This window comes from Moraxella sp. K127 (assembly GCF_015223095.1).
Taxonomy (GTDB): domain Bacteria; phylum Pseudomonadota; class Gammaproteobacteria; order Pseudomonadales; family Moraxellaceae; genus Moraxella.
Map to the genome: position 1 here is coordinate 1 of NZ_JADFBZ010000017.1, position 20917 is coordinate 20917.

Sequence of the window (20917 nt, forward strand, 5' to 3'; positions counted from 1 at the left end):
TGGGTTGGCCTTTTTGTGTTGAAAGCTAAGGTTGGGCAATCCACACCAGACTTTTCGCATCATCTGCCACATCTAGCCGATACAGCACGGTGTTATGCATGGGCATGGCGGTCTGAAAAGCACGAAATCGCCTGATGTCGGCATTATCACGCACAGGCAGATTCATGAGCCGATAGGCAAGCAGTCCAAGCCAAATCCCATGCCCAAAAAACAGCGTGTTATCAGCAAAATCATCAATCCTACCAATGAATGTATCAACACGCCCCATAAACTCACCAAAGCTGTCCGCCCCCACGCCATGCCTATCATCTAGCCCCACCGTCTGCCACCAGTTGGCATTCATCAAACGGCGTGCATCCACCGAGATGTCTTCGATAGCATCAAAGGCAAGGGTGTTTAACTCATCAAGCAGGTCAAGTGTGCTTGCGGTCATGTCATAATACTGACAAAAGGGCAGGGCGGTCTGCTGTGTGCGAAGCATGGCGGAGTGATAAATGTGGCTTGGGCGTATGCCTAGCTGTTGCCAATGGGTAAGGCGGTTCTTTGCTTGGGTGTGTCCTTTTTCGGTCAGGGGAATATCAGCATTGGGCAGGGGCGTGCCACCAGCATTGGCAAGGCTTTCGCCATGACGGATAAAATATAGGCGTTGCATGGTGTTTGTCCTTATTAAAAAAGGCGGAATTTTGCCCGCCTTTTATGTTTGGCTTTGTTAATTAACCATACCCTTGGGTGGATTTGTAGGGGGAAAATTACATTTGTCCTATGATAAATTATTGATTTTTGGGCGAATAAATTGCCCCTACACGTCCAAATTTTAAATATAATTGAACAATACTTTATGCTTTTTAGGCTTATCCCAAAACCGCCCCTTTAATCAAGCCATACTCCGCTTTGGGCAGTCTTGCCCCAAACTGGCTTACCACATGGCTTGCCACACCCCCTGCCAGTGCGATACATCTCTTATAATCCGCCCCTTCTGATAGGGCATATAAAAACGCCCCTGCAAAGTTATCGCCTGCCCCATTGGTGTCTATCACGTTGGCAGGGGCAACATCATACATATAAATACCATCTTTGTCCGCCACAGTGGTGGGATTTGCCCCATCTGTGATGACAACCAAAGCAGCGTGAGCGAGTAAGGCATGCACCGCTTGGGTGTTATCGTCTGTGCCAGCAAAGAGTTTGGCTTCATCCATGTTACAAAAAATCACATCCACACCATCTGTCAGCCATGATAATATACCGTCTTTGGCAAAGCGAATCACCGCAGGGTCAGCAAAGCTTACCACGATTTTCACCCCTTGCGTTTTGGCGACTTGACACAATTGGGTAATGGCACTTTGTACCGATGGCGACATGGCAAGATAACCTTCTAGATACAGATATTTTGCTTTGCTTAAAACATCAAAATCCACATTGCTTTGGTCAATTTCACCACTTACCCCCAAATTGGTCTGCATGGTACGTTCACCATCGTCTGTAACCAATACCACACAGGTGCCTGTTGCCCCCACCACTTCGGCTCTGCCAGCATCTATCGCCACGCCCATATTTTGCATGTCAGACAAATAAAATGCACCACGTTTGTCATGCCCTACTCGGCAGCAGTAAAAGGACGTGCCACCCAGTGCTGAAAAGCATGCCACCGTATTGCCTGCTGAACCACCTCCTGCTTGTTTGGTGGGGGTAAGTCCATGCGTGTTTAACATGTCAAATAAGGCGGTTTGTTCATCCGTGTCAGCAAGGGTCATATTGCTTTTGGTTAATCCTGTTTGGGTTAAAATCTCATCACAGAGCTTAAATTCGGTATCAACAAGAGCGTTACCAATGGCGACAAGTTGGTACATGGTTTTTCCTTGTAATTTAAAATGAACTGTCATTATAACAAAATTTGCCAAAATTACCTGTTAAATTCATGACTTTATCCGATTTTTTTTGTATAATAAGCGGTTAATTTTTATAAAAAACCATGCCATGACCGCCAAAATCCCTGTTGTTTACACCCCCGATACAACCACCTTTGACCAAAAAAACCAAAAAACCAATCTTTTGGGCATGTCAAAAGATGAACTTTCCCAATTTTTTGTGGGTATGGGTGAAAAGTCGTTTCGTGCCACTCAGGTGATGAAGTGGATTTATCAGTTTGGCGTTACTGATTTTTTTGAGATGACCAACCTATCCAAAGCCTTGCAAGCGAAACTTGATAAAGTTGCGTGCGTGGTACCACCTGTGGTTAAGTTCAAGAAGTTTGGCGAAGATGGTACTCGTAAGTGGGTGTTTGAAGTGGCGGGCGGTTCGCTTGTTGAGACAGTGCTAATCCCTGCCGAAGATGGCAAACAGTTTGGGCGTAAGACCTTGTGCGTATCTAGTCAGGTCGGCTGTGCGTTGGACTGCTCATTTTGTAGTACAGGTAAGCAAGGTTTTGAGCGAGACTTAACAGCAAGCGAGATTATCGGGCAGTTGTGGGTTGCCAATCAGTCCTATATGCAGGGCGTTGCCCCGACCGAGCGTGAAAACCGTGTTACCAATGTCGTGATGATGGGCATGGGCGAGCCACTTTTAAATTATCATCCTGTTGTGGCGAGCATGAGTCTCATGCTTGATGACCACGCCTTTGGCTTATCCAAACGCCGAGTTACGCTCTCCACGTCTGGTATCGTGCCAAAAATGTATGACTTGGCTAAGGACATTGATGTGGCTCTTGCCATTAGCTTGCACGCTCCTAATGATGAACTGCGTAACGAGCTTGTGCCAATTAACAAAAAGTATCCTTTGGCGGAGCTTATCCGTGCTGCCAAAGCCTATGTTTATGATGAAAACCCCCGCCACAAAAAGCACGTTACCATTGAATACGTCATGCTACACGGGGTAAATGACAGTGACAAACACGCTCATGAATTGGTGGCACTACTGGCGGATTTACCAAGTAAAATCAACTTAATTCCCTTTAATCCCTTTCCGCACGCCCCTTATGGGCGGTCTAGCAATAACCGCATTCATGCGTTTAGTAATATCCTAAATCAAGCAGGATTTGTCTGCACCGTTCGCCAAACTCGTGGCGATGACATTGATGCGGCATGCGGTCAGCTTGTGGGGCAAGTGGCAGACAGAACACGGCGAGCCAAAAAATGGCAAGAGAGCATTGAAAAACGCCAAGCGTGATTTATGGGTGATGGTTTGTCTTTTATCAAAAAGTGTTTTGTTAAAAAGGTGTTTGGGCGTGAAATAAGGGCATTTTGTCCCATGTTGTTATTGATTTTTGTGAAAATCTGATGAAATGTCAATATTTTGGCGGGAAAAGAGCAAAAACATTGGCAAAAATTGTTGATAATTGTTAGAATGGCGATTATTTGTCTGTCGTGTTTGTATAAAAAGCGTGCAAGTCTTGGATGGTTGTCAGTATGGATTTGACTCTTGCACCATCAATGCAAAGATGGCACGACTTATGTAACTGTTCATCATGGTAATTATGGTAAAATCATGAAATATTTAGTCATATTAACGACATTGACCGTTTTATTGACGGCTTGTCAAAGCACTTCACAAAACACAACATCGGTCTATCAAGGCACTGACCCATCACAGCGTAAACGTGATAAGATGGAGCTTGCCCAAGCACGCACCGCTTTGGCAGGGCAGTACATCAACCAAAGACAGCTGGATGCTGCCAAAAGACAGTTGGATGAAGCGATAGAGGCACAGCCAAATTATGCCCCTGCTTATGATATGATGGGCAACTTGCTCAAAATAGAGGGCAGTCCTAGCAATATTGCCAACGCCGAAAAATACTTTAAAAAGGCGATCAGTCTGGACCCTGATTTTATCCAAGCACGCAATAACTATGGGGTGTATCTGTCCGAGCTTGGACGTCATCAAGAAGCGATTGAGCAGTTTAATATTGCAGGCAGTACCTTAGGCTATCATAATCGTGCAGGTGCGTTGGAAAATTTGGGGCTGACCTATCTAAAAATGAACAATCCAAAAGCGGCGGAGATGGCATTTAATAAAGCAATAGAGACGGAGAGTGCAACGGTTACAGCAAAGATGGAGATGATTGATATCCTAATTGGCAGACATGAATCCCTAAAAGCCAAAGCCTACTTTAATGACCTAAAAACGATGGCGCAACTTCATAATCAACCCATGCCATCACGCTTGCTATATCAAGGAGTCCGTCTGGGTATTTTGCAAAATGATCGCCAAGAGATTCAGCGATTGTCAAGTCAACTTTTGTCGCAACATCCACTCTCTGATGAAGCAAAACAACTAAAACAATGGCTAAACAACCCAACGGGAGCATTACAGTGAGCCAAACCAACGACAAACCAGCATCAAACACAGGTTTTGGCGGTAAATTAAGAAGTGCCAGAACGTCTCGTGGCTACTCACTAGATGCAGCAGCGGCTGAACTTCACATCCTAAAACGCCACGTACAGGCGATGGAGGAGGAGAACTTTGATGCTCTGCCCCAATTTGCTTTTGCACGGGGATTTGTGATGAACTATGCTAAGTTTTTGGGACTTGATGCCAATGAATTCGCCCGAGAATTTGAAAGCATCTACCCTGAGAACAAACGCACCAAGAGCGTCAATGACATTAAAGCACCACTGACGCCCATGGGTACAATTGAGCGTGGGCGTGGGGGCATGCGTTTTAATCCATGGCTTATTGCAGGGGTGATTGCACTTGTGATTTTTGGTTTTGTCTTATTAAAAATCATATCCAGTGCCATAGACAGGTCAGATGAAATAAACCCAACTGCCCAAACACAAATACTAAATCCAAGCGAGCAAGCCCAAGGAGCGGCGGTCGGTGCGTCGGGTTCGGCATTAAATTTAGGCACAAATGATGGTGAATCTACCACCCAAACCATGGCAGGTCAAGGTGTGATTGATATTTGGTCAAAAGGAGATGTTAATATCAAAATCACCGATAAACATGACAGAGTGCTCATGCAAGGCTTGCAGTCCCGTGGGGGTTATCAGTTAAAGGGTGAGACACCGTTTACCATTGAGATTGACAATCCTGCACAGGTAGATTTGAATTTTAATCAACGCCCCATTCGTTTGGGTGAGCATACCCAAAATGGCAAAGCCACTTTAACGCTACAATAAGCGAGTTATCATGCACCACAGTCCCATCAAACGTCGTCCCACTCGTCAAATCATGGTTGGCAATATCGCCATCGGTGGCAACGCTCCCATCAGCGTGCAGAGCATGACCAATACCAATACGTGCAATGTTGATGCCACAGTCGCCCAAATACAACGCTGTGTGGAGGCGGGGGCTGATTTAATGCGTGTCTCAACACCCACCATGGAATCTGTGGCAGCATTTGCCCAAATTAAAAAGCAAGTCAATGTACCGCTTATCGCTGACATTCATTTTGATTATAAAATTGCTCTGGCAGCAGCAGAAGCGGGAGCGGACTGCCTACGCATTAATCCGGGTAATATTGGCAATGACCAAAAGGTGCGTGAGGTGGTCTCTTGTGCTTGTCATCATAACATACCCATTCGTATTGGCGTCAATGCAGGTTCACTTGAAAAAGATTTGCAAAAAAAATATGGCGAACCAACAGGGCAAGCCATGCTAGAATCAGCTTTACGTCATATTGATATTTTAGAAAAATTAAATTTTCAAGATTATAAAATCTCGGTCAAGGCATCCAATGTTTTTTTGACATTGGATGCTTATCGGCTCATCTCAGCAGAGGTGGACTGCCCGTTGCATTTGGGCGTTACCGAGGCGGGTGTGTATCGTACAGGTACGGTAAAATCCGCCATTGCCCTAGGTGGGCTTTTGCTTGATGGCATTGGCGATACCATGCGAATATCCTTGGCAAGTCCGCCAGAGGAGGAGATTAAAATTGGTTTTGATATTTTAAAATCGCTAAACATTCGTTCAAATGGCGTCAACTTCATTGCTTGTCCGTCTTGTAGCCGTCAAGAGTTTGACGTGATTAAAGTCATGAATGAGCTAGAATCTCGCCTAGAAGACATCAGAGAACCGCTTGATTTGTCGGTGATTGGCTGTAAAGTCAATGGGCCAGGGGAAGCCAAAGAAGCAACCATTGGCGTGGTGGGGGCAAGTCCAAATTCACTGGTGTATAAAATGGGGCAAAAAAGCCATTTGATTGATACCAAAAATTTGGTGGACGAAATAGAACAAATGGTGCGTCAAAAGGCCAAAGAGTTGGCGGACAAACGAGCCAGTGAGATTGTTAGAGTGGCTCAATAAAATTATCATTTGGCATTTTAAGGCACGCTTGCATTTTGCATTTGTTAATGATGGATATTCTCCGATACATAAATGCTCTTGCCGACTTTAATAGATTATTTTTTTAATTTTATGTTTTTATATGAGGTAATGTGATGAAACATACTTTTGTTTTGGGTATTCTTATCCTATCATTTGGCATGTATGGTTGTGCCAAAGAAGAAAATTTTGCCGAACAGCCTGCTGTGGAGAGTAACCCCCCGCATGGTGTCCAAATGACAGAGAAGTCAAATGCCTTATCTCATTGGATTTTAGAAGAGGCGGACATTAGATTTTATAGCACAAAGACCGATAAGAATGATAATGACATTGTCGAGGAGGGTGTTTTTAATACCTATTCTGGCTATTTGGATAAGCAAGGTAACCTAAAAATGGAGATAGAGCTTGACAGTGTTGATACAGACATCTCTATCAGAGACCAAAGAATTAAAGAATGGCTTTTTGAGACAGCAAGATTTCCAAAGGTAGAGATTCAATCCCAAATGGATCATGACTGGATGAATGCTCTTGGTGTTCATAAAGAAGCAAGTAAAGTACAGCCACTGACCATCTCTTTTCATGGCAAGACAATACAAACCGAGGCTTCCCTTAAAATCATAAAGTTGGATGACAATACAATAAATGTGATGACACAAGAGCCTGTGCATATAAATCTGCTAGAACTTGAAATGATGCAGGGCTTAAATAGCTTAACAGAGGTGATGGATTTAAAGAGCATCAGTTATTTGGTGCCAGTCAAATTTCAAGGCAAATTTAAAAAACCTTAAATGATATTTGTCAAGTCATACATAAAATGACTTTGCACCTAATTGGTTATATTGATATAAAATTTTATGCCTTAATAACGCCCTAAGACAATAATGCAACCCAATCATACGATGATTTATAAATGTTTATCTCGTATTTTTGTGTATTTAATGACTCTTACTTTTTGGAATTTATTTTATGAAAAAAAATATATCATCATTCATGACAGTTTTATCATGTTCTTTATTGATGGCTTCTTGTTCTAATGCTGACAATTCATTAAAGAATGATGAAAATAAACAATCAAGCATTAATGTTGATGCCAATACCATCCAAAAACCATCTGCCCAAAAATCATCTTTTGATGTTAAAGTGGGTCTTATGTCATCTTCAACTGGTAATGCACCACTGATTTTTATTGACGAAAAGGGGGGCATTCAGGGTTTTGAGTATGACATTTTAAAAGAAATAGATGAACGTTCTGATTATAATTTTCAATATGAATATCAGCCAAGAGATGACCTTTTTAATGGCATGAATGATAAAGAGATAGACATGATCGCAGGTATTGAGATTAGCAAAGAACGAACTCAAAAATATAATATGACCAACTCTTATTTGGATGTTTATCCAATAACTTTGCTAAGCAAAAATCCCAAAATCAAGAAATTGGAGGATATTGATAAGAATTCTACAGCTGTTAAAGAAGATTCAATGCAAACCACATTCACCATAGTCAAAGATTATGAAAATAATCATGACAATACCAACATAGATTATACGGTCAGTGATTGGATTTCTGTGCAGGCCCTTTTAAGAGATGATGTTAAAATTGCCATTGGTAATTCTGTTGCCATGCCTTATTTTTATTCAAAATATTCAACAAAAAAAGACCCTTTATATTTTTCCATTGATTATGATTATCCACAACAATCTTATGGATTTTTGATAAATAAAGAAAATGTGGACATGATGAATGACATGAATAAGCACATCCTAGATATGAAAAGTGATGGCACTTATCAAAAAATATTTAAAAAGTGGTTTTAGTTTTTAACTAATAACGAAAATGATGTTGTAATATAAATTGAAATATCTTTTTGATAAAACTGATTTGGGAAAAAATATGACTAAACTTACCGCCATCCGTGGCTTTAATGACATTTTGCCAGCCGAATCCGCCAAATGGCGAAAAGTAGAGCATATTTTGATGCAAGTGTTGGATGCCTATGGATTTGGTCAAATTCGTCTACCTATGGTAGAGAGTACAGATTTGTTTGCTCGTGGTGTGGGTGAAGCGACTGACATTGTTGAAAAAGAGATGTTTGGTGTGGTGCATGGCAACCAAAATACAGGTGCAGATGAAGATGATAAATCATTTACACTACGCCCCGAGGGAACGGCAGGGTGTGTGCGTGCGGTAATAGAACATAATCTGACCCGTGGCGATACACCAAAATTGTGGTATATGGGAGCCATGTTTCGCTATGAACGTCCACAAAAGGGACGATATCGTCAGTTTACCCAGCTTGGGGTAGAGAGCATCGGTTCACCGCTGCCTGATGCTGATGCTGAGCTGATTGCGATGACGGCGATGATGTGGAGACGGCTTGGGGTTTTTGAGCATGTAAGCTTGGAGCTTAACACGCTTGGTGAGGCTCATGAGCGTATCGCTTATAAAACAGCATTAGTTCAGTATCTAAATACTCATTTTGATGGACTTGATGATGACAGCCAACGCCGTGTCAGTACCAATCCTTTGCGAGTGCTTGATAGTAAAGATGAACAGACACAGGCGATTTTGCTTGGTGCACCTAAGTTGTCTGACTTTTTGGGTGAGGAGAGTCGTTTGCATTTTGAGCAGGTGCAAAACTACCTACACACGCTTGGCATTGATTTTGTCATCAACCAAAAACTTGTGCGTGGGCTTGACTACTATAACAAAACCGTTTTTGAATGGGTAACGGACAAACTGGGTTCACAGGCGACTGTGTGCGGTGGCGGGCGTTATGACGGGCTTGTTGGCATCGTCAAGGGTAAGCCTGAGCAGAGCGAACCTGCGGTGGGCTTTGCCATGGGGCTTGAACGCTTGATGTTGCTGATAGAAACCGTAAACCCGATTGCCGATACTGCCGACTGCGATGTGTTTGTCGTGGCAAGCGAAAACGTGTATATGAATGCCGTGCTATACGCCAATGAGCTACGCACACATCGCCCAAATTTGCGTGTTAAAATGGCATCTGCCACAAGTTTAAAATCACAGATGAAAAAGGCGGACAAGTCGGGGGCGAAATTTACCGTGATTATCGGCGATGATGAAGTTGCCAATCAAACCCTATCGGTCAAAAATATGGCGACAGGGGAGCAGACAAGCCGTGCGATGACGGATTTTGATTTTGAGTAAGTTGAATAAGATTTGTGATTAAAATTGTCGGTGTTATAAAAGTTTAATGGTTTGGTTGACAATTTAACGACTTTTAAATCATTGATAACACTAGATTTAACATTAAAAAGCATTTTTAAGAGTTAGCAGATGAGCGATGAACTGATAGTAAATGACAAACAAGCCATGTCCGCCCTAAAACAGCACGGCAACAAAATCGTGTGGGCGGTGATTTTGGTGTTGGCAGGGTATTTTGGCTGGGATTTTTATCAAAAAAACTATGCCAAAATTGACACGGTGGCAGCCGATAGCTACACGCTAATCACCGAGAAAAATGATGTGTTTGTCCATCAAGCCGACAAAGAAGCATTAGCCAGGGACCAACAGGCTTTGTTTGCAGATATTGATAAACTGGTGGCGAATCATGGCAAGACCGCTTATGCATGGCAGGCTCTCATGATAAAGGCACGCCATCAGTCGGATAACGGTCAGCACACCGAGGCGGCGACAACCCTAAAACAGGCAAGTCAGATAGATTTGGATGATGAGGGATTAACAGCCATCACCAAACTAAGATTGGGACAATCACTCATGGCAGAGGGCAGTATTGATGAGGCTTTGACGGTGGTTAATGGTGAGTTTCCTAAGGCGTTCGAGAGCTCAAAGCAAGAACTTCTAGGGGATATTTACGTCTTAAAAAATGATAATGACAATGCCAAGCAAGCCTATCAGTTGGCATGGGATGGACTGACCGAGCGTGGCGAGAGTCGCTCATTGCTCAGCCTAAAAATGCAAGCACTGGGCATGACCCCAACGCCCATCACGCCCAAGCATCAAGTAGTGGCAACGCCAGTCCAAGCTGATGCGGACGTGACAAGTGCCGATGTCCAAACAGTGGGTGCAAATGATGTACTGTCAGATGAGAGTGAGACTGTGCAGGGCGGCGGCGATTGATGACACAAAGTGGCAATACAAACACACCATTTATCAACGCATGATAAACAAAACTTTGCTAAAATTAATGCGTTTTAACTGATGTATTAACCATAATCAAATTCAAATCAAATAAGGATTCGTATGAAGCACATCACCAAACCTTTGGCTGTGGCAAGTGTGGCGGTATTGGCACTGACTGCCACAGGGTGCGATCGTTTTGGTCGCAGCAAGGCCCCTAAAAATACCCCTGCCAAACTTGTTAAGATTGATAATGAGATAGCAATCTTAAACAAAGTTGCCAGTTTTTCACTACCCCAAGCAGGTGGACGTTTTAAGGGTGCTAATGTCAATAAAAAAGACGTGGTGGATTTGCAAGTGGCTTCTGTGGGCGGTACACTCATCGCTGCCAGTCGTACAGGTGTGGTCAGTGCCTTTGCTGGCAATGCTCAGACATGGTCGGTAAATGTTGGCGATGTCATCAGCAGTGGCGTGGCAACCGATGGTCGGCTTGTGGTGGTTGGCACTCGCTCGGGTAAGGTGGTGGCACTTGACGGAGCGACAGGGAGCGTGGTGTGGGAGCGAAGTTTGCACAGCTCGTCACTTGCTCCTGCCCTTATTGGCAGTGGTCGTGTGATGGTCTCTGCCAATGATGGCGTGATTTATGCCCTAAATGCCAGTGATGGCAGTCAAGTGTGGCAGTTTAGCACCCAAAACCCTGCTGTCAGTGTGCGTGGTGCGGCAACACCCATCAGCCTGGATGCTAACACGGCACTATTTGGCACGGCAGATGGGCGTATTCATGCCATCAACCCACAGGCAGGCACACCGCTGTGGACACGTCGGGTAGGGCGTGCGGTTGGTGGTAGTCAAGTCCATCGCATGAGCGATGTTGATGGCACGCCATTGGTGGCAGGTCAGTATCTATATGTGCCAAGTTATAGCGGACAGCTTGCGGGCTTTGATATGGGCACAGGACGTACCCTATTTGTTAGTGAGCTTGCCAGCACCAAATCCCCTGCTCTGCTGGGCAATCAGCTCATTGGCACAAGCATTCATGGCGATGTGGTTGCTTTTGATGCGATGACGGGTGATGTGGTGTGGGAAAATAGTGAATTAAAATATCGTCGTCTGACCAACCCTGTTACCATCGGCAATCATGTGGCAGTGGGCGACTTAGATGGTGTGGTGCATGTCTTTGATAGTACAGGAAAAATCATCAGTCGCACAAACACCAAAGGACAACTGACCAGCTTGCAAGTGGCACAAAACCGCCTATACACTCAAAACAGTCAAGATGTGGTAACAGTGTGGCAGTTTTGAGTGATAAATAACAAGTAAATACGAACTAGGTAAATACGAACCAAGGGGCGAGAGATATTGCCCCATTGTTCATCTCTTTGGTTACCAAATTATTTTGATGCACCGTAACGGTGTTACTCTTTGCACATCTTCAAAAGTTACGCCGTCTGCAAGTTCTACCAAAACCAGTCCCTTGTCGGTAACATCATACACCCCAAGCTCGGTAATGATGCGATTGACCGCACCTTTGCCTGTCAGGGGCAGTTAGTACTTTGGTAAAATCTTCGGTTCGCCATGCTTATTGACCTGTTCCATCAGTACAATGACATACCGAACACCTGCCACCAAATCCATCGCACCACCCATGCCCTTGACCATTTTATTTGGTATCATCCAATTTGCCAAATCACCTGTCTCAGATACTTCCATCGCCCCCAAAATGGCAAGATCAACCTTACCGCCTCGTATCATGCCAAACGATTGTGATGAACTAAAAAAGCTCGCCCCTTTTTTGGGCAGTTACGGTCTGTTTGCCTGCATTGATTAAGTCAGCATCAATTTGGCTTTCGGTAGGGAATGCTCCAATACCCAAAAGTCCATTTTCTGATTGGAGCATGACCGTCATGTCTTTTGGGATATGATTGGCAACCAATGTTGGTAGACCGATGCCCAAATTGACATAATAGCCGTCTTGTAATTCTTTGGCAGCACGCTGTGCCATTTGTTCTCTTGTCCGGCCATGATTATTTCTTGTTAATGTGTTAATTTTTAATGGTGCGTTGTTCAATGCGTTTTTCAGGATTGGCATTGACCACGATGCGATGCACATAAATGCCTGGCAGATGAATCTCATCAGGGTCAAGCTCGCCTGTCTCTACCAGTTCTTCAACTTCTACAACCGTGATTTTACCTGCGGTTGCGACATCAGGATTGAAGTTGCGAGCGGTTTTATTAAATATCAAATTACCCATTTTATCCGCTTTATATGCCTTGACAAGCGACACATCAGCAACAAGTGAGTACTCCATCAGGTACTCTACTCCGTCAAACTCTCGGATTTCTTTACCGTCAGCAACTTGCGTTCCTATACCTGTTACCTGTTTTTGTAAAAAAAGCAGGAATGCCCGCCCCACCTGCACGAAGTTTTTCGGCAAGTGTGCCTTGTGGGGTAAGCTCCACTTCAAGCTCGCCTGACAAAAATTGGCGTTCAAATTCTTTGTTCTCGCCAACATAAGATGCGATCATTTTTTTGATTTGCTGGGTTTGTAGCAACAGTCCGAGCCCAAAGTCATCCACACCTGCGTTGTTGCTAATACAAGTCAAATTCTTAACGCCTGTCTCTTTTAGAGTATAAATTAAAGCCCCTGGGATGCCACACAGTCCAAAACCCCCCACTGCAATGGTTTGACCATCCGCCACAATGTCAGCAAGGGCGGATTTGGCATTGTCATATACTTTTGTCATAAAAACTCCTTTTGATTATCTTTTGGCTAGCTTGCATCACAATCTGCCTGCTTTTTTGGATGGGCTTTAATAAAGGCAGGCAAGATACCACAATACTCATCAATGGCGGTAATGGTTGGATAGGCGGACAAATCCACCCCAAAGCGGTTGGTGTTATATACCTGTGGTATCAGCACGCAGTCAGCAAGCGTGAGCATATCACCAAAATAGCATTTGCCCGCCGTCTTTTGTAGTAGCTTTTCAAGGGCAGTAAAGTTTTCATGTATCCAATGGGCATACCACGCCCGCTTATCATCATCGCTGACATTTAGGCGTTGTTGTAGGTATTTTAAAACTTTAAGATTGTTAAGTGGGTGAGTGTCGCATGCTATCATCTGACACATTGTCCATACAGTTGCACGGTCAAAGGACTCTGATGGCAGTAAGGGTATACTGGGGTAAGTGTTTTCCAGATAATCCAAAATTGCCAGCGATTGCATGATAATGCAACCATCGCCCACATCAAGGGCAGGGACAAGCCCTTGGAGGTTTTTGGCAAGATACTCTGCCCCAACTTGTTCGCCTTTAACCAAATGAATTGGCAGATGGTCAGCATTTAAGCCTTTTAAATGTAAAACAATGCGTATCCGATAGCTTGCCGATGAGCGAAAATAAGTATAAAGTTTCATCATATCTGTTTTGTGGATTCAAGCCTTGTCATTGTTATTCCTGTAAATCCAAAAAATAACGTCAAAAGTAAACAGCTGTAACAAAATACGGCATACGGTACATAATCCAGCACGGGCATGCCAAATATTCCTGTCAAAAACACCCCATACACGCCCCATGGTACCAAAGGATTGATGACCGTGCCTGAGTCTTCTATCGTACGTGCTAAATTTTTGGGGTGTAATCCCAAGCGTTTAAATTCAGGGGCAAAGGTATTGCCTGATAACAGTAGACTCAAATACTGCTCGCCCACCAAAAAATTGACCCCAAATGCCGTCAAAGATGCTGCCAATACCGCACGGCTGGCACGAGTGAGCAGATGGGATATGGCAGACAGCAGGGCAGGCAATACCCCCAAAGCGTGCAACAAACCACCCAAGCTTAGTGCCAAAATTACCAAAATCTGACTAAAAAACATGCTTTGTAATCCGCCTCTGGATACCAGTCGTCCAACCTGACCAAGCTCCAAGTCCTTTGCAGGTTGATAGCCTGTAAAGAACCATCCGCCCAAATCAGCAAGAGTGGGCGAGCTGTGGGTATAAGTGATGGCAAGTGATACGATGATGGTTGCTGATATGGCGTAAATGGCGTTCACTCGCATGATGGCAAGGGCAACCAACACAACAAGGGGGAGCAGGGCATGGCCATGTACCAAGCCACTTGCTAACAAATTGTCCTGTAACACTGCCACATCCGCCAAGTTTGCCCTGCCACCATCTGATAGCATAAAAAACACCACCGCCGAGATGAGCCATGCAGGTATGGTAGTGTGCATCATGTTTTTGATATGTTCAAACAAATCAATGCCCACGATACTGGCGGCGATGCTTGTCGTGTCAGATAATGGCGACATCTTATCACCAAAGAGTGCCCCTGAGACCACCGCACCTGCGACCATGGCAGGGTTGGCATTAAAGGCTTCGGTCATGCCCAAAAATGCCACACCCACTGTTGCACAAGTGGTAAAACCGCTACCTAATGCCACCCCAATCACACTTGCTAGGATAAAGGCGGACAAATAAAACATGTTAGGAGATAATACATCAAATCCATAATAAATGAGTGTTGGAATCGCCCCACTCATCATGAGTGCCGATACCAGCAGTCCAATTGCTGAAAACAGATAAATCGCCCCCATACCTGTGGCAACACCACCAATCATTCTATCTTGCATCGCCTCAAAGCTGATGCCTTTGGTAAGCCCAAACATCAACAGACCCAAAATGACAATCAAAAGCGACAACAAAGGCACAAAGCCCCATTTTATCATCGTAAGGGCAAGCACAAAGACCACAACAGCAGCAATGGGGACGGCTTGTTTGGGGGTTAAGTTTAGAAGAGGGGTTTGATTGCTCATAACAATTCCTTATTACCTGATGATGGCATTATATTACCATAAACCTTTGCCATCATTTAAAATAAATGTCATTATAATCAAAAACACCCCATAAATAAATATGATTTTATGGGGGTACTTATGGGGTTTTTAAAAATAATTGTCATTTATGAAATATAATGTATTTAACTATATTTCCCATTTTTCCTGTATTATATGACTATTTATCCAAGCACCCAAAACACCGCATGCCACAACAATAAATCCAAATAAAAGCAAACTTAAAATAATCCACTCTGATTTAATTAAAAAAGTTATAGCAAATCCAAGCAGCACACAGCATTGCAGTGATAATACATAATGAGGCATTAGTTGTTTAGTATAATTTCCACAAAAATTGAGCATAAATTCACTCATAAGCGTATTTTGCACACCATTTCCGACACCAATTAACAGTCCAGAAAAAAATAAAACAAAAATTACCCAATAATTAGACAACATACTTGCCAAACCAAACCCCATCATACCAACACCCATTAACCCAGCCGCCAAATAAGCACCAGAAACCTGTCCTATTTTTTTAAAGAAGTCACTAAATAACATTGGACTAATTAATAAACCCAAGCTCATCATAGATAAAGTTGTCCCATAAATAAATGGACTAAGATTTAACTGATGATTGATATAAGGAATGATAATAATATTTAATGCGGAAGTTAAAGAAATAGTAATCGTAAAAAATAATAAAACTTTTTGAATAGTATGGTTTTTTATAAATTGCCGATAAGAAATAATATAATTATTGTTTGATGTTTCATCTATTGGTTGTTGCTTATTAGAATGATGACCATTCAACATCAATAAAATAAAACAAAAAAAGCTAATGGCTGACAAAATAAATACCAAGTCCTTCTCAATAAAACCAAATGCCAATCCTGTTAAACTGGGAGCAAAAACAAATCCAGCGTTTTTAATGGTTTGAGTTAATTTGTTAGCAAGAGTTAAATTGTTAGAAAAGTAATTTGGCAACACTGATAAAAACACAGTCCACAGTAGCGAACCCAAATACCCCAATAAAAAACTAAGAACTAAAATCAACAATGCTGAATTAGCAAAAAAATAAAAGGCAAGTATGATCAACCCTTGTAGAAAAAACACAGTAGGCAAAATAATCTTTTCACTAATTTTTGGCAAAATAAACGCACCACTACGACTGGCAGTAACACCACCAATCATAGACAGAGCATATAGTAAGGTTAAATTTTTTGAGTCACCACTAGCTAATGTAAGAGCAAAACTAACCAACATTGCTTCATCAGCGAAACTTCCTAGTGCCAAAACAACGACTGCAATAATAACTAGCGGGTAGCGCATACCAAACACCCCCATAAATATAATTTATTTATGACAGCAAAGATATTCTCTTGCCCACATCTCTCAATATCAATAACCTCATTGTTTAAAATATAATTTAACAAAATGTCAATATCTTGATGATAAGAAATACAGGAACAATGACCATTAGATGATATAATTAACATATCATCCAATCTAATCCACTGCAATACAGCATTATTATCTTTTATTAAGAAAAGACAATCCATTTTTTGTTTTTGTATTGGTCTAGGAACAAACAAACCCAAACTGGTTGTCTTAATAAGCTGATAGGAAATTATTTTAAGTTTTATATTAAAATCATTCAGTCTACTTCTAATATGATGAATAATCTCAAGATTATCATCGCTTAGGCTTACCAATCCAGAATTAAAATTGTGATTGGGAAAATTATTGAATTTAATATGATTTAAACCATCACTTCCAACAAACAAACTCTTACCAACTTGTTCAAATATGGTATCAACATCATCATTGTCTTCCCAAAATGCGATATTTACAACTAAAGAAGTAGCACCTTTACTCTCTGCTACATGATAATAGTCATAAGGAAAATAACAAATATTGTCACTTCGGTTTTGAATGATTGTAGCACTATCCTTGTATTGTTCATAGTGTGGATATTTTAGTCCTTTTACTGTTTTTTGATTGGGCGACCAAGTATACATACTTTTGCCATTTCTTAGAGTAAAAGCAAAATTATGTGCATAATCTACATGCACGCCTGAATGTGTTGATGCATAATTGCCCAAAAAACAATCTACATCTACTCGTCCTGTTGGTTTTTTATCAGTATTATTGTAAATAATATGAGCAAAATTTCTTGCTATATCCCAAATCTGTGCATTGATAGTATGTAAGCCAAAATAAGCAATACACCAATCATTATTTTGGTTCATATGTTCAAGTCGTGTAATATAATTGTCTATATCAACATCATTGGATATCGCAAGCATATCACGATTTGGAATTGGTGTTAGAATGCCATTGATGGAAGTAATAAAGTCTGTGGCTTTATTGTGTGTTTGAAAGTCTTGTAGGTGATTTTTATAATACAAAAAAGTTTCAAATATTGTTTTCTCATCAAACATTATTTGGTGTGAATGCAATGTATTAAATTCTACTGCTTCTCTATTCCAAAAATTCAAAAATTCCGCTTTGTCTGTTATAGATACCATAACTAAACCTATCAAAAACCATTAGATAAAAGAAAGTTGTAATCCAATATGTATTGTCATCTATATCTTTAATGGTTAAAGGTAAGCTTAAGAATTACGCGGAATGCTTGGTATGCACATCTGCTACCGTGGAATGATAATCCACAGTCTGAGATTGACCGCTACGCATCGTTGATGCTGGCGGTTCATCTGGCATCTGTGCATATTTTACATGCTTGCTTAGTGGGTTGAAGTCTTGGAGAGTCAAATCAGTCATCATATCCATAATAGTGATATCCTTGTTAATAGTGATATAGGTCATTGACAACCATATCAGAATACAACTGATCTTGATTATCCAATACATAATAACAAAAGTCAAGACCTATCTTGAAAAAAATTAAGAAGAACAAGTATCAAAAAACACCCACACAAATCAATTCTGGCGTGGGTGTTTTTAATAATTTCAATACAATTAAAACTCTGTCTTCACCGTATTGACAATCTCGCCAAAAATACTGTTGCCGTCTTTGTCATTCATATAAATTTTAACGGTGTCGCCATTGTCCAAAAAGGACGTTTGTGGCTCGCCCGTCTCGATGGTCTCATACATTCGCACTTCGGCAATACAGCAGTAGCCCACACCGCCGTGTTCTACCGATGAGCCGTACAGATTGCCTTGTTTGTTAGACACCGTACCAGAACCGACAATCGTCCCTGCCTGAACATCACGTGTTTTTGCCAAATGGCTAAGTAGGCGAGCAAAATCAAAGGTCATATCCACGTCTGCATTGGGGCAGCCAAATAAGTCGCCATTTAGCTCCACATTCAAAGGCAGATGCACCTTATAATCCGCCCAAGCGTCCCCAAGCTCATCGGGTGTTACAAAGACAGGACTAAAAGCAGACGCAGGCTTGGACTGCAAAAAGCCAAAGCCTTTGGCAAGCTCGCTAGGGATTAGCCCACGAAGTGAAACGTTATTGACAAGCCCGATCAGCACGATGGCAGACCCTGCCGTATCAATGCTTGCCCCTTGTTTGATATCACAGCTTACAACGACCACTTCGGCTTCAAAGTCAATACCCCATTCAGGCTTTGCCAAAATCTCATCGGTCGGTGCAATAAAACTGTCCGAACCACCTTGATACATGAGCGGGTCATCATAAAAGGACTCAGGCACTTGTGAATTACGGGCTTTTCGCACAAGCTCGACATGGTTCAGATATGCCGAGCCATCTACCCACCCATAAGCCCTAGGCAGGGGCGAATGGCAGTCTTTGACAACAAAGGGCATACCCACGCCATCATCATCGTTTAGTTTTTTATAAATATTTTGTAAGATTGGCTCGCTATTTGCCCAGTCGTCTAGGGCGTTTTGTAGCGTGGTAATTTCATCACAAAACAAACAGCGACTCAAATCACGACTTACCACCACCAGTCTGCCATCTCTGCCAAAGGGAGTGTTGTTGTGTTGTCTTAATGTAGCAAGTTTCATAGATTTCCTTTTTTATTAGGTTGGCTTGGATTTTCTTAATTGTCATCAGGCGGTTCGGTGCCGTCATGCACCCATTGGGCGTGTTTTGGGGCTTTTTTGGTGTCCGCCCATTCGTCTAGCATCTCCCATTTGACTTTACCCAAAGCACGGCTCATTTTGTCGGTTGTCATATCACAGGCAAGCTCAATGCGATGACCGCTTGGGTCAAAAAAGTAAATGGAATGAAACAGCGTATGATTGACAGGCCCTAGCACATCAATGCCATCTTTGATGAGTTTATCTTTGGTGGCAAGCAGGGTGTCCATGTCTTTGACCTTTAATGCCAAATGCTGAGTCCAAATGGGCGTGTTCTCATCTCGCCCCATCTCAGGACGCGTGGGCAACTCAAAAAATGCCAAAATATTACCTCCGCCTGCATCCAAAAATATGTGCATGTATGGGTCAGGTTCGCCCGTAGATGGTACTTTATCTTCGGCAATGGCACAAGCACAAAGCCCATGTTTAGATGTTTTTGATACCATTGTACTGTTTGTTTGGCATCACGACAGCGATAGGCAACGTGGTGTACGCCTTGGGTTAGTGTGGTCATACTCACTCCTATTTAGGCGGTTGTTTTGGTATCAAGCGTGCCACGACGGACTTGGTCTCGCTCTAAGCTCTCAAAGAGTGCCTTAAAGTTACCCTCACCAAAACCATCTTTGTAGTCGCCTTTGCGTTGGATGAATTCAAAAAACACAGGGCCAAGCTGAGTTTCTGAAAAAATCTGTAACAGCAGGCGTGGGTGTCCGTTCTCTGTGGTGCCATCTAAAAGTATGCCACGACTTTGTAGCTTGGCGATGTTCTCGCCATGATTGGGCAGGCGTTCATCAATCATTTCATAATAAGTGTCAGGTGGAGCACTCATGAGCGGAATGCCTGCTTGACGCAAAGCATCAATGGCAGGAAGTAAGTCATCTGCCAAAAGAGCAATGTGCTGAATGCCCCCACCACCAAAGGCCATGAGATACTCTTCAATCTGCCCACCCCCTTGCTTGGATTCTTCGTTCAAAGGAATGCGGATTTTGCCATCTGGGGCGGTCATGGCTCGGCTGGCAAGCCCTGTGTATTCACCTTTGATGTCAAAATAGCGAATTTCTTTAAAATTAAACAGCCTTTCATAAAAGGTAGCCCAATAATTCATGCGTCCACGATAGACGTTGTGAGTTAAGTGGTCAACAACCTTAAAACCATAGCCCACAGGGTGCTTGTCTACACCATCTATAAACTCAAAATCAATGTCATAAATGGATTTGCCATCTTCATAACGGTCAATCAGATACAAAGGCGCCCCACCAATGTCTTTAATGGCAGGCAGTCTTAGTTCCATGACGGATGTGGGAATGTCAATGGGTTCTGCCCCAAGCTCTAAGGCACGCTTGTATGCCTTGTGAGCATCTTTGACCCGAAATGCCATGCCACACGCACACGCTCCATGTTCTTTGGCAAAATAGTAGGCATGGCTTTTTGGTTCATTGTTGATGATGAAATTGATGTCGCCTTGACGATATAAAAGCACATCCTTTGAGCGGTGTTTGGCGACCAAGCTAAATCCCATTTTTTCAAAAATTGGTTCTAAAAAATTGGGTGTGGGAGAGGCAAATTCTACAAATTCAAAGCCATTTAGACCCATTGGGTTTTCAAATAAATCCATCATGCGAGACTCCGTTTCATAAAAGTTA

At 42.5% G+C, this 20917-nt stretch carries 18 protein-coding genes and 3 pseudogenes; 9 read left to right on the plus strand and 12 right to left on the minus strand.

Annotated features, from left to right (window positions below; genetic code table 11):
• Positions 1-25: 25 nt before the first annotated feature.
• Positions 26-652 carry a histidine phosphatase family protein gene (locus IM753_RS05160; protein ID WP_194108819.1) on the minus strand — a complete coding sequence of 209 codons (627 nt, stop codon included), beginning with the start codon at positions 650-652 and terminating at the stop codon, positions 26-28.
• A 199-nt stretch (positions 653-851) separates the two neighbouring features.
• On the minus strand, positions 852-1847 hold the full coding sequence (locus IM753_RS05165) for an adenosine kinase (RefSeq protein WP_194108820.1): 996 nt from the start codon (positions 1845-1847) through the stop codon (positions 852-854).
• Positions 1848-1974: 127 nt separating this feature from the next.
• Between IM753_RS05165 and rlmN the strand changes: the two genes are divergently transcribed.
• The 9 genes from rlmN to bamB all read left to right on the plus strand — a co-directional run bounded on the left by rlmN (position 1975) and on the right by bamB (position 11665).
• Complete coding sequence (gene rlmN / locus IM753_RS05170; protein ID WP_194092488.1) at positions 1975-3162, plus strand: 23S rRNA (adenine(2503)-C(2))-methyltransferase RlmN; 1188 nt, start codon at positions 1975-1977, stop codon at positions 3160-3162.
• Positions 3163-3480: 318 nt separating this feature from the next.
• Positions 3481-4308 (plus strand): type IV pilus biogenesis/stability protein PilW, encoded by an 828-nt coding sequence (gene pilW, locus IM753_RS05175; RefSeq protein WP_158512484.1) that lies wholly within the window; start codon positions 3481-3483, stop codon positions 4306-4308.
• Positions 4305-5114 carry a helix-turn-helix domain-containing protein gene (locus tag IM753_RS05180; protein WP_158512485.1) on the plus strand — a complete coding sequence of 270 codons (810 nt, stop codon included), beginning with the start codon at positions 4305-4307 and terminating at the stop codon, positions 5112-5114. Before pilW ends, IM753_RS05180 begins: the two co-directional genes overlap by 4 nt.
• A 10-nt stretch (positions 5115-5124) precedes the next feature.
• On the plus strand, positions 5125-6240 hold the full coding sequence (ispG, locus tag IM753_RS05185) for a flavodoxin-dependent (E)-4-hydroxy-3-methylbut-2-enyl-diphosphate synthase (protein WP_065274006.1): 1116 nt from the start codon (positions 5125-5127) through the stop codon (positions 6238-6240).
• Between the two features lie 134 nt (positions 6241-6374).
• Positions 6375-7046 (plus strand): YceI family protein, encoded by a 672-nt coding sequence (locus tag IM753_RS05190; RefSeq protein ID WP_065274005.1) that lies wholly within the window; start codon positions 6375-6377, stop codon positions 7044-7046.
• A gap of 178 nt (positions 7047-7224) precedes the next feature.
• Complete coding sequence (locus IM753_RS05195) at positions 7225-8076, plus strand: ABC transporter substrate-binding protein (protein ID WP_065274004.1); 852 nt, start codon at positions 7225-7227, stop codon at positions 8074-8076.
• A 76-nt stretch (positions 8077-8152) separates the two neighbouring features.
• Positions 8153-9430: a histidine--tRNA ligase gene (hisS, locus tag IM753_RS05200; protein ID WP_065274003.1), complete on the plus strand. Its 1278-nt coding sequence runs from the start codon at positions 8153-8155 to the stop codon at positions 9428-9430.
• Positions 9431-9559: 129 nt separating this feature from the next.
• Positions 9560-10363 (plus strand): tetratricopeptide repeat protein, encoded by an 804-nt coding sequence (locus IM753_RS05205; protein WP_065255398.1) that lies wholly within the window; start codon positions 9560-9562, stop codon positions 10361-10363.
• 123 nt (positions 10364-10486) lie between these two features.
• The gene (bamB, locus tag IM753_RS05210) at positions 10487-11665 is read left to right on the plus strand and encodes an outer membrane protein assembly factor BamB (RefSeq protein ID WP_194108821.1); all 1179 of its coding nucleotides are present in this window, start codon (positions 10487-10489) and stop codon (positions 11663-11665) included.
• 81 nt (positions 11666-11746) lie between these two features.
• On the opposite strand, the pseudogene IM753_RS05215 reads toward bamB, so the two are convergent.
• From IM753_RS05215 to hppD, 10 genes and pseudogenes are all read right to left on the minus strand, one after another.
• A pseudogene (locus tag IM753_RS05215) lies at positions 11747-12365 on the minus strand (3-oxoacid CoA-transferase subunit B).
• Positions 12366-12405: 40 nt separating this feature from the next.
• Positions 12406-13108, minus strand: a pseudogene (locus IM753_RS05220) (CoA transferase subunit A).
• Between the two features lie 26 nt (positions 13109-13134).
• Positions 13135-13776 (minus strand): maleylacetoacetate isomerase, encoded by a 642-nt coding sequence (gene maiA, locus IM753_RS05225; protein WP_194108840.1) that lies wholly within the window; start codon positions 13774-13776, stop codon positions 13135-13137.
• On the minus strand, positions 13776-15173 hold the full coding sequence (locus IM753_RS05230) for a Na+/H+ antiporter NhaC family protein (protein WP_194108822.1): 1398 nt from the start codon (positions 15171-15173) through the stop codon (positions 13776-13778). Before IM753_RS05230 ends, maiA begins: the two co-directional genes overlap by 1 nt.
• 168 nt (positions 15174-15341) lie before the next feature.
• A complete protein-coding gene (locus tag IM753_RS05235; RefSeq protein WP_194108823.1) occupies positions 15342-16526 on the minus strand; it encodes an MFS transporter in 1185 nt (394 codons plus the stop codon).
• Complete coding sequence (locus IM753_RS05240) at positions 16511-17725, minus strand: hypothetical protein (RefSeq protein WP_003668495.1); 1215 nt, start codon at positions 17723-17725, stop codon at positions 16511-16513. Before IM753_RS05240 ends, IM753_RS05235 begins: the two co-directional genes overlap by 16 nt.
• Positions 17726-17819: 94 nt before the next feature.
• Entirely contained in the window at positions 17820-18026 is a 207-nt protein-coding gene (locus tag IM753_RS05245; RefSeq protein ID WP_152708302.1) for a hypothetical protein, read from the minus strand.
• 153 nt (positions 18027-18179) lie between these two features.
• Positions 18180-19199: a fumarylacetoacetate hydrolase family protein gene (locus IM753_RS05250; protein ID WP_194108824.1), complete on the minus strand. Its 1020-nt coding sequence runs from the start codon at positions 19197-19199 to the stop codon at positions 18180-18182.
• A gap of 35 nt (positions 19200-19234) precedes the next feature.
• Positions 19235-19788: pseudogene (locus IM753_RS05255) on the minus strand (VOC family protein).
• A gap of 12 nt (positions 19789-19800) precedes the next feature.
• The gene (gene hppD / locus IM753_RS05260) at positions 19801-20889 is read right to left on the minus strand and encodes a 4-hydroxyphenylpyruvate dioxygenase (protein WP_255518645.1); all 1089 of its coding nucleotides are present in this window, start codon (positions 20887-20889) and stop codon (positions 19801-19803) included.
• Positions 20890-20917 lie beyond the last annotated feature (28 nt).

Coding starts and splice junctions, on each gene's coding strand:
- IM753_RS05250 (WP_194108824.1), bottom strand. CDS start 19,199: ATGAAACTTGCTACATTAAGACAACACAACAACACTCCCTTTGGCAGA.
- IM753_RS05160 (WP_194108819.1), bottom strand. CDS start 652: ATGCAACGCCTATATTTTATCCGTCATGGCGAAAGCCTTGCCAATGCT.
- IM753_RS05205 (WP_065255398.1), top strand. CDS start 9,560: ATGAGCGATGAACTGATAGTAAATGACAAACAAGCCATGTCCGCCCTA.
- IM753_RS05240 (WP_003668495.1), bottom strand. CDS start 17,725: ATGGTATCTATAACAGACAAAGCGGAATTTTTGAATTTTTGGAATAGA.
- rlmN (WP_194092488.1), top strand. CDS start 1,975: ATGACCGCCAAAATCCCTGTTGTTTACACCCCCGATACAACCACCTTT.
- ispG (WP_065274006.1), top strand. CDS start 5,125: ATGCACCACAGTCCCATCAAACGTCGTCCCACTCGTCAAATCATGGTT.
- IM753_RS05165 (WP_194108820.1), bottom strand. CDS start 1,847: ATGTACCAACTTGTCGCCATTGGTAACGCTCTTGTTGATACCGAATTT.
- IM753_RS05195 (WP_065274004.1), top strand. CDS start 7,225: ATGAAAAAAAATATATCATCATTCATGACAGTTTTATCATGTTCTTTA.
- hppD (WP_255518645.1), bottom strand. CDS start 20,889: ATGGATTTATTTGAAAACCCAATGGGTCTAAATGGCTTTGAATTTGTA.
- IM753_RS05190 (WP_065274005.1), top strand. CDS start 6,375: ATGAAACATACTTTTGTTTTGGGTATTCTTATCCTATCATTTGGCATG.
- IM753_RS05235 (WP_194108823.1), bottom strand. CDS start 16,526: ATGCGCTACCCGCTAGTTATTATTGCAGTCGTTGTTTTGGCACTAGGA.
- IM753_RS05245 (WP_152708302.1), bottom strand. CDS start 18,026: ATGACCTATATCACTATTAACAAGGATATCACTATTATGGATATGATG.
- IM753_RS05230 (WP_194108822.1), bottom strand. CDS start 15,173: ATGAGCAATCAAACCCCTCTTCTAAACTTAACCCCCAAACAAGCCGTC.
- maiA (WP_194108840.1), bottom strand. CDS start 13,776: ATGAAACTTTATACTTATTTTCGCTCATCGGCAAGCTATCGGATACGC.
- hisS (WP_065274003.1), top strand. CDS start 8,153: ATGACTAAACTTACCGCCATCCGTGGCTTTAATGACATTTTGCCAGCC.
- bamB (WP_194108821.1), top strand. CDS start 10,487: ATGAAGCACATCACCAAACCTTTGGCTGTGGCAAGTGTGGCGGTATTG.
- pilW (WP_158512484.1), top strand. CDS start 3,481: ATGAAATATTTAGTCATATTAACGACATTGACCGTTTTATTGACGGCT.